Source organism: Pseudomonas nabeulensis (genome assembly GCF_004682045.1).
GTDB classification, from domain to species: Bacteria; Pseudomonadota; Gammaproteobacteria; order Pseudomonadales; family Pseudomonadaceae; genus Aquipseudomonas; species Aquipseudomonas nabeulensis.
The window spans coordinates 1-6,095 of record NZ_QUZT01000126.1; the positions used below are offsets into that span (position 1 = coordinate 1).

Below are 6,095 nucleotides of genomic sequence, written 5' to 3' on the forward strand. Positions count from 1 at the left end.
ATCACCGCTGCACCGGTGTCTTCGTTGTCGACTTCATCCCAGCTGAGCATCGAAATATTCCTTTTGATCGGTTTTGACGGTGTGTGAACACCGTCGAAAAAATGGGCGATTGCAGGCGTCAGGCATTGAAAAACTGCCCATAGTGTGGGCGGTAAATACCGTTTCTGCACACTATGTAGTGGTCCGTTATCGTTGTGGGCACACTATATGGGGTGTGACAACGATGGTCAACGCTACAGGTTGATCTTGATCTGCGCGCACAAACCGCCTTCCGGGCGGTTGCTCAAGGTCAACGAACCGCCAATCGCCACCGCCAATTGCTGGGCAATCGCCAGCCCCAGACCGGTCCCGCCGGTGCCGCGATTGCGCGAGCTTTCCACGCGATAGAACGGTTGCATCACCTGCACCAGTTCTTCCTCGGCGATGCCCGGCCCGTTATCCAGCACCTTGATTGACAGCTCGCCATTGGCGGTCGAGCCGACTTCCAACTGTGCGGATCCGGCGAACTTCAAGGCGTTGTCCACCAGGTTCACCAGCACTCGACGCAGGGCATGGGGGCGGGTATCCAGCACCACCGCGCTTTTGCCGCTGAGGCTCACGGACTTGTTCATGTCCTGGTAATCGAACACCAGGCTGTCGAGAAACGCATCGAGGTTAATCCGGTGATTGGCTTCCGTAGCGCCATGCACACTGCGCGCATACGCCACACCTTCACGCACCAGATGCTCCATCTCGCCCAGATCGCTCCAGAGTTTGTCGCGGTCGACGGAGTCGTCCATGAATTCGGCGCGCAGTTTCATGCGGGTAATCGGGGTTTGCAGGTCGTGGGAAATGGCCGCGAGGATCTGCATGCGTTCCTTGAGGTATTCGGCGATGCGCTTTTGCATTTCATTGAATGCAGCAGCGGCGTGGGCGACTTCGGTCGGGCCTTGTTCATCCAGTGGCGTGGGGTGAGCATTGGGATCGAGGGTTTCCACGGCACGGGCCAATCGGGTCAGCGGGCGCACAGCCAAGCGCACGGCGAACCAGGTGCAACCCAACAACAACGCCAGTTGCAGCACCAACACCACCGGCAGCCAATAGGCGACCGGGACCATGGACGGGCGCACGTCAATGGTGATCGGACTGCCGTCGGCCAGGGGCAGGTGGGCCTGGAAGTGCTTTTGCACGCCGGGAATATCGCGAAAAGTCAGGGCGTACTGTTCGCCCAGCGCTTCAGAAATCGATTTGGCGGCGATGGGCACTTCGTTGCTGTTCATCGGCTCGCCGGTTTCCCCGGCATCCAGCAGGTAGCGGTAATTCTGCCGATTGATGCGCGGCAGCCAACTGGCGCGCTCGTTGGCGGGCAGGCGGTCGAGGATGGCTACCGACGTGGCCACGTCGTTTTCCAGATTGCCCAGCATGGCGGTACGCGCACTGATGTAGCGCTCATAAAACTGCGCACTGAACGACAACCCATGGGCGCAAACCAGGCTGACCAGGAAGATCAACGTTAATTGCGATGCCAGCGTGCGCGGCCAACCCAGCCGAAAACTCATTGATCGGCCTCGAGGATTTCCACGGCCAGGGAGAACACATAGCCCTCACTGCGCACGGTCTTGATATAGGCCGGTTCACGCGCATCATCCAGCAAGCGTTGGCGCAGGCGACTGACCAGCAGGTCGATGGAGCGGTCGAACAGATCGGCGTCGCGGCCCTGAGTGAGGTTGAGAAGTTGGTCACGGTTGAGCACGCGCTGCGGGTGGTCGAGGAATACCCGCAACAGGCGGTATTCGGCGCCGCTCAGGGCCACCAGGGTGTCGTCTTCGTCGAGCAGGTGGCGTGCAGTCGTGTCCAGGCGCCAGCGCCCGAAGCGGATCAACCGCCCGGTTTCGCTCACCACCAGGTTTGGCGGCAGCATCCGCGTACGGCGCAATACCGCATTGATGCGCGCCAGCAGCTCACGGGCGGCGAAGGGTTTGACCAGGTAGTCGTCGGCGCCCATTTCCAGGCCGATAATGCGGTCGGTTTCATCGTTGCGCGCCGTGAGCATCAGCACCGGCGTGCCCTTGTGCTTGCCCACCCGCAGCTCGCGGCACAGCTGCAAGCCGTCGTCGCCGGGCATCATGATATCCAGCACGATCAGGTCGACCGGCGTGGTGTCGAGGAAGCTGCGCATCTGCCGGCCATCGGCGACCACGGTGGTGCGCATGCCGTTCTTCTTCAGGTAATTACCCACCAGTTCGCGGATCTCCCGGTCGTCATCGACGATCAGGATGTGATCGACATGATCCATGCTGCCTTCCTCGTTAAATGCTCGTTGGGGCGCAGTCTAACCACAGCCCGCGCCGTTGCCTTGTGCCCTTTGTATTGCAGTGTATCTGGCGATAACGAGATACACGACGAAGCAAAATTGCCGGGCGGGCGGATTTTAGCCGGACGAAGCTTCCGATAAACGGTTATGTACTAATGAATTTTTAATATTTCTAGTTATATGCGCGGCTGAGTAAAGTCAGCGTCACTGTATTTATCTCGCCGCCGGGAAAATGTTCATGAACCGTCCCCACGGGCAACCCACGCCGATCCTGACCTTGCCCCAGGGTGAAAAAGATCCGCTGTCGATCCGCGCCAAGGCCCTGGTGTTTGCCGATCCGCGCTCGTTGCAATTGCTTGACTATTTGAAACGTGTCGGTCCCAGCGACGCGCCCGTGTTGATCAATGGCGAAACCGGCACCGGCAAGGAGCTGGTGGCGCGCTATATCCACAGCGCCAGTGGGCGTACCGGCGCGTTTGTGCCGGTGAACTGCGGCGCCATCAGTGAAACTCTCGCTGAAAGTGAGTTTTTCGGGCATGAAGCCGGGGCGTTTTCCGGGGCTGTGGGGCGGCGCGGTGGTTGGTTCGAAGAGGCCGATGGCGGCACCTTATTCCTCGACGAAATCGGCGACCTGCCGTTGCCATTGCAGGTGAAGTTGCTGCGTGTGTTGCAGGAACAGGAAGTGGTGCGGGTGGGCTCGCGCAAGCCGATCAAGATCAATATCCGCCTGGTCACTGCCACCAACATCGACCTGGAACAGGCGGTGGAGGCGGGCAATTTCCGTCTCGACTTGTTCTACCGCATCAATGTGGCCCAGGTTCAAGTGCTGCCCTTAAGGGAGCGGCCGCTGGATATCCTGCCGTTGGTGGAGCACTTTCGACGGCTGTACAGCGCCAAGCTGAAAATCGCCGAACCGATGCTGTCGGAATCCGCCACCCAGGCACTGCTGGACTACCCGTGGCCGGGCAACATCCGCGAGCTGGAAAACGTGGTGCACCTGGCGTTGCTGGTGGCCGGCGACAAACCGATCATGCCTAGCCATCTCAAGTTCTCCGCCGGGCTCAGTGCCCTGCATGCCAGCGCCAACAGCGGCGCGCCGAGGATTCCCCAAGAGGTGATGCGCGAGCAGTTGTTGCGCTTGTTCGAAGTGCCGGGGGACACACTGCTGCACGATATCGAAGATCTCATCGTGCGTGAGGCCTTTGCTTTTTGCGGCTTTAACCAATTGCGCACGGCGGACCTGCTGGGCATCACCCGCAATGCCATGCGCACGTTGCTGGTCAATCACGGCATGCTTAAAGGGCGTGCGAAGCCTTGACCGTGGTGAGCTTCTAAGCGGTAGTGGCGATTTGACGTTGCCCTGATAGACTCCAGGCATCACTCCAGGATTGCACCCCACTATGCCAGCCGCAGGAGGAAAGGGACTTTCGCTCGCTTCACGCTTGTATAAGTCCCGCACCCTGGGGCTGACGCTCGGTTTTGTGTGCGTGGTGTTTGGCATGTACCCGCTGCACCCTCCGACCTGGGTTTGGGTGTGGATGCTGATCAACGCGTTTGTCTGGCCGCACCTGGCTTTTCAGGCTTCGCGCCATGGGATCAACTCCCTGCGCAGTGAACGCCGCAACCTGTTGTTCGATTCGTTCTGCGGCGGCTTCTGGGTCGGCGCCATGCACTTCAATCCACTGCCCAGCGTGACCACCCTGTCGATGATGACCATGAACAACGTGGCCATCGGCGGTCCGCGTTTCATGTTGCTGGGTTGGGCGGCGCAGGGGCTCGGCATCGGTGTGTCACTGCTGGTCTTTGCCCCGGCCTTCATCGCCGTGACCACCCAGGCTCAGCTGTATGCGTGCCTGCCGATCCTGATGCTGTACCCGTTGGCACTCGGTTGGATCTGTTATCGCCAGGCGGTGACCCTGGCCCGGCACAAACGCGAGCTGCTGGCGTTGAGTCGCACCGACAGCCTGTCCGGCCTGCTCAATCACGGCGCCTGGAAAGACCACCTCGAAATCGAATTCCAACGCTGCCGCCGAGGCCCGGCCGGGGCGGCGATTGCGCTGATCGACATCGACCACTTCAAGATCATCAACGACACGTACGGCCATGTGACCGGCGATATTGTGCTGCGCCAACTGAGCAAAGTGCTGCGCCAGAATCTGCGGACCACCGACCTGGCCGGGCGTTACGGCGGGGATGAGTTCTGCGTGATCCTGCCCGACATGCCCCTCAACCGTGCCACCGAAGTGATGGACGCCTTGCGCGACCGCTTCAACGCCTTGGCCTACGTCCAGGACCCGACCTTGCGCGTTAGCTTGAGCATTGGCCTGGCGCCGTATCAACCGGCCCATGCCGATGCGACCAGTTGGCTGAATGATGCAGACCAGGCGTTGTATGAGGCCAAAAGCAGTGGCCGCAACCGGGTCAGTTCGGTACAGGGGAGTTGGTTGCGATCGATCTAGTGGGGTAGGGTGTGGCGGCACCTTCCAACAAAAACAAGGATCGGTTCATGCTTTTCAATGTCTCCCGCAGTCTCCTGGCCGCCACCTTGGCCTTGTCCTTCGCCGTGCCGGCCTACAGCGCCGAACCCCACAAACAGATCCAGGCCCAATCCGAGCAGTACAAAGGTGACGCCCTGAAACTGCTGGAACGTCTGGTCAATATCGACTCCGGTTCGGGCTATGGTCCTGGCCTGACCCAAGTCAGTGATATCGCCGTTGATGAGCTGAAACAGCTGGGCTTCGCGATTGAACGCGTGCCGGATGCTGCGGCCAACAGCAGCCATGTGATCGCAACCCTCAAAGGCACCGGCAAGGCAAAGATCCTGCTGATGGCCCACATGGACACCGTGTTCAAGGAAGGCTCAGCCGCCGAGCGCCCGTTCCATATCAAGGATGGCCGCGCCTATGGCCCCGGCGTGATGGATGACAAGGGCGGCATCGTCGCCGGCATCTACGCGCTTAAAGTCCTCAAGGACCAGGGCTTCAAGGACTACGCGCAAATCACCTTTTTGCTCGATGCCAGTGAAGAAACCGGCTCCGACATCGCCTCCGACCTGATCCGCAAAACCGCAAAGGGCCAGGACGTGACCCTCAACCTCGAACCCGGCCGCCCGGCGGATGGCTTGGTGGTGTGGCGCAAAGGCAGTGCGACTGCCGTGGTCGAAGTCAAAGGCAAGGCCGCCCACGCCGGCGTTGCTCCGGAGCTTGGCCGCAATGCCGCGATGGAAGCTGCGCACCAGATCCTGCAACTGGGCAAGTTGGGGGATGAAGAGAAGAAAACCACCATCAACTTCACCGTGCTCAAGGCGGGGGATCGGGTGAATGTGATTCCCGATCAAGCCACCGCCAAGGCGGACGTGCGCGCGGCGTTGCCAGAAGAGTTTGATCGTATCGAGAAGGACCTTGCGCGGGTCTCGGCCAACAAACTGATCCCGGAAACCGAGGTGAAAACCAGCCTGCAACGCGGCCTGCCACCGATGCCGCAGACGCCGGAGTCAGACAAGTTGGTCGCGATTGCCCAAGGGATTTACGGGGAGTTGGGACGCAAGTTGACCATTGAAGGCAGCGGCGGCGCAGCGGATGCGAGTTTATCGGCCGGCGTGGGAACGCCGACATTGGACGGGTTCGGGATCGTCGGCGGTAACATTCACACGCCGGAGGAATATGCAGAGGTGGAGAGCGTGGTGCCGCGGGTTTATTTGTTGAGTCGGATGATTATGGAGTTGAGCAAGCGCTAACCCATTGGCAGGAGGGATGATGCAAGGCCGTTGTGGCGAGCGAGCTTGCTCGCGCTGGGCCGCGAG

5 protein-coding genes are annotated in these 6,095 nt (G+C 60.4%); 3 read left to right on the plus strand and 2 right to left on the minus strand.

Annotation, left to right across the window (positions count from 1 at the left end; genetic code table 11):
- Positions 1–233: 233 nt before the first annotated feature.
- On the minus strand, positions 234–1,538 hold the full coding sequence (locus DYL61_RS30870) for an ATP-binding protein (protein ID WP_135311536.1): 1,305 nt from the start codon (positions 1,536–1,538) through the stop codon (positions 234–236).
- Positions 1,535–2,275 (minus strand): response regulator, encoded by a 741-nt coding sequence (locus DYL61_RS30875; protein ID WP_105700204.1) that lies wholly within the window; start codon positions 2,273–2,275, stop codon positions 1,535–1,537. Before DYL61_RS30875 ends, DYL61_RS30870 begins: the two co-directional genes overlap by 4 nt.
- Before the next feature lie 256 nt (positions 2,276–2,531).
- On the opposite strand from DYL61_RS30875, the gene DYL61_RS30880 reads away from it, so the two are divergent.
- The 3 genes from DYL61_RS30880 (at position 2,532) to DYL61_RS30890 (ending at position 6,029) form a co-directional block, all read left to right on the plus strand.
- Positions 2,532–3,611 carry a sigma-54 interaction domain-containing protein gene (locus DYL61_RS30880; RefSeq protein WP_105731801.1) on the plus strand — a complete coding sequence of 360 codons (1,080 nt, stop codon included), beginning with the start codon at positions 2,532–2,534 and terminating at the stop codon, positions 3,609–3,611.
- 82 nt (positions 3,612–3,693) lie between these two features.
- Entirely contained in the window at positions 3,694–4,752 is a 1,059-nt protein-coding gene (locus DYL61_RS30885) for a diguanylate cyclase (protein ID WP_135311537.1), read from the plus strand.
- Between the two features lie 47 nt (positions 4,753–4,799).
- A complete protein-coding gene (locus DYL61_RS30890) occupies positions 4,800–6,029 on the plus strand; it encodes a M20/M25/M40 family metallo-hydrolase (protein ID WP_135311538.1) in 1,230 nt (409 codons plus the stop codon).
- Positions 6,030–6,095: the final 66 nt, after the last annotated feature.

Coding starts and splice junctions, on each gene's coding strand:
- DYL61_RS30870 (WP_135311536.1), bottom strand. CDS start 1,538: ATGAGTTTTCGGCTGGGTTGGCCGCGCACGCTGGCATCGCAATTAACG.
- DYL61_RS30875 (WP_105700204.1), bottom strand. CDS start 2,275: ATGGATCATGTCGATCACATCCTGATCGTCGATGACGACCGGGAGATC.
- DYL61_RS30880 (WP_105731801.1), top strand. CDS start 2,532: ATGAACCGTCCCCACGGGCAACCCACGCCGATCCTGACCTTGCCCCAG.
- DYL61_RS30885 (WP_135311537.1), top strand. CDS start 3,694: ATGCCAGCCGCAGGAGGAAAGGGACTTTCGCTCGCTTCACGCTTGTAT.
- DYL61_RS30890 (WP_135311538.1), top strand. CDS start 4,800: ATGCTTTTCAATGTCTCCCGCAGTCTCCTGGCCGCCACCTTGGCCTTG.